Genomic DNA, 2,174 nt, shown 5'->3' with positions numbered 1-2,174 from the left:
ATCAAAAAAGCCTTAAAGTCAGCTGTCACAGAGGGTAGTAAATAGTGTTAATCCATCTTATACTCACCAAAATACCATTATTTATGGTAACCCTAACGGTGGGGTTGGCGAGACGCTTACCGGATACCCAAATTAAATCGGACTTTAAAAGATAATTTACATTGACCTCTTTATTCTTAGGGATAATTTACACTGTCAACTTTATTTCGAGAACTCGTACATAATAACACGTGATATCTTTAACTATAATGCACGAATGTTGTTGACAAGTGGGGAGTACACATAAGATCAACACTCTCTAGTGATTTATCACATATTTATTCAATTTCATATATGGAAATATTTTTGCAACCACCAGCATTACCCAAGTTAAAGTCTAACTCAATTGAAAAAACATTTTTCTCACTTAGCTTTTTAAACTGAATAATTAGATTGTGAGATCCAAAGTAGTTATGGCTTACATAGTCATTGACATCAATTAATGCCAAGTACTCTCGAAGATGTCTTGGTGTTTTAGCCGTAACTTTAGCGTTTTGATAGCATTTTTTTGCTTCATCTAAGTAATACCCAATATCAATGTCATCATTCGCATTCACTACTAAACCACCACAACCTAAAAAGAGAAATAAAAGAAAAAAAACAAACACGTTATATTTATTCATATAGTCTCCTTAATCTAGATAAATCTTGGGAATTAACTGTCCTAGGTCTGAATCCTCCCATAATACTTCCTCTTAACGTGCCAGTATGACTCAATCCCAATATATGGCCAAATTCATGCACAGGTGTGTCTGTAAACTGAGACGCGCCATAGTAGATGCTCCTACCTCCAACAGCAGCGGCTCCTAGATAACCACCATCTATAGGGTGTACCGAACATACATCAGTACATGGAGATATTGTTAGGTCGCCATCTGAGCCAGAAACGAGTTCAAGATCTAAAGACAGCTCCTCCCATCCAGCCTCCGCACTTTCAATGTATGCTTGAGCTGTTGCCTCATCGATTCCAGAATAAGATACTGTTACCTTATCGGTAAAAGTTATATTGCCATCCTTGTCTACAGTTATTTTCGGCGCCAGAATTTCGTTTTTCCGATCTTTTGGATACAAGCTTGATTTACCATTTTGCTCAGTTTCAATATTTTCAGTTCCCCAATCTTGTTTCATTGCTGCACTGAAAGCCCACGTTTGAGCTCCATTTGCAAATTTACCTCCAGTAAGTTTGGATACAGTTCCACCAACGATAGCTGAAACGATTACATTTGCTACGGGATTACCTAGCTTTATCCTGCCACCTAGACCTGCACCTAAACCCGCAGACCAGAAACCGTGGCCGAAGTTCCCTCCCTGAGCTTTCGAAGCTAACCCGCCAATTATGGCACTTGTTGCAATGTTGCCCCAACTTCCCCCACCAGGAGAGATATAAGAAACAACTCCAGAGGTGAATGCAGCCTTTAGGCTACCAGTTACAGCATAAGTGGATGCAGAAGCGTAGGCAGCACATCCCCAAGGACCACCAAAGTAACAAGCTGCTGCTTGTGCGGCCAAGTTAAGAATAGGAACCTTGGTTATTTCTCTTAGTGCCTTTTTGAACACGTTTCCAATAGCTTTAAAAAAGTACCCACTAGGATCTGTATAACTCAATGGATTATTCAAGACATACGAATACCGGTTATAGCTTTGGCTATTCATTGGAGCTTGTATAAACGGATCAGCCTGCAAGAACCTGCCTAAGGTTGGATCGTAGATCCGACCGTTCATATGGATAATATCTGCATGCTCTACATGCTCGTGGCCTGTATAACCGCGTGTAGTAATGTCTTTAATGCTGGCTAGGTAATCAACGTTTTGACTTTGAACCGTTTGCAACCATTGGTTTTTATCTATGCTGTGTCGTTTACCCCAAGCGTCGAAGTAAAGTTTTTCTACAATCTTGCCGTCTTCGTCCGTAATTGTGTCGATACTACCCAGATGGTCTTTGTGTAGATAACTGATTTTAATCGCATTTGTAGCTTCATAACGCGTCGTGCCGGTTACCTAAAGAAGCAAGCTAACACAGGTGCGGTGACTTACATCCAAAGGTTTGGCAGTGCACTTAACCTCAACATTCACTTTCACATGTTGTTCCTTGAAGGTGTGATCACTCAAGAAGAAGCAAACGTAAAGTTCAGTCG

Annotated in this window: 2 protein-coding genes and 1 pseudogene; 1 reads left to right on the top strand and 2 read right to left on the bottom strand. The window is 40.3% G+C overall.

Going from position 1 to position 2,174, the window contains the following annotated elements:
* Positions 1-317 precede the first annotated feature (317 nt).
* Together ACFOHL_RS14720 and ACFOHL_RS14715 are read right to left on the bottom strand one after the other, a co-directional pair.
* Positions 318-662, bottom strand: a complete 345-nt coding sequence (locus tag ACFOHL_RS14720) for a hypothetical protein (protein WP_376921003.1) — start codon at positions 660-662, stop codon at positions 318-320.
* A complete protein-coding gene (locus ACFOHL_RS14715; protein ID WP_376921002.1) occupies positions 655-1,869 on the bottom strand; it encodes an RHS repeat-associated core domain-containing protein in 1,215 nt (404 codons plus the stop codon). The genes ACFOHL_RS14720 and ACFOHL_RS14715 overlap by 8 nt, the downstream gene beginning before the upstream one ends.
* A gap of 180 nt (positions 1,870-2,049) precedes the next feature.
* Here ACFOHL_RS14715 and ACFOHL_RS14710 point away from each other — a divergent pair.
* A pseudogene (locus tag ACFOHL_RS14710) lies at positions 2,050-2,174 on the top strand (transposase); the annotation flags it as partial.

Source organism: Agaribacter flavus (assembly GCF_042646125.1).
GTDB classification, from domain to species: Bacteria; Pseudomonadota; Gammaproteobacteria; order Enterobacterales; family Alteromonadaceae; genus Glaciecola; species Glaciecola flavus.
Note: the sequence above shows the minus strand (reverse complement) of the source record. Positions and strands in the feature narration are given on the sequence as shown.

Bases quoted from the DNA above. Each gene is read 5' to 3' on its own strand.
- ACFOHL_RS14720 (WP_376921003.1), bottom strand. From the start codon at position 662: ATGAATAAATATAACGTGTTTGTTTTTTTTCTTTTATTTCTCTTTTTA.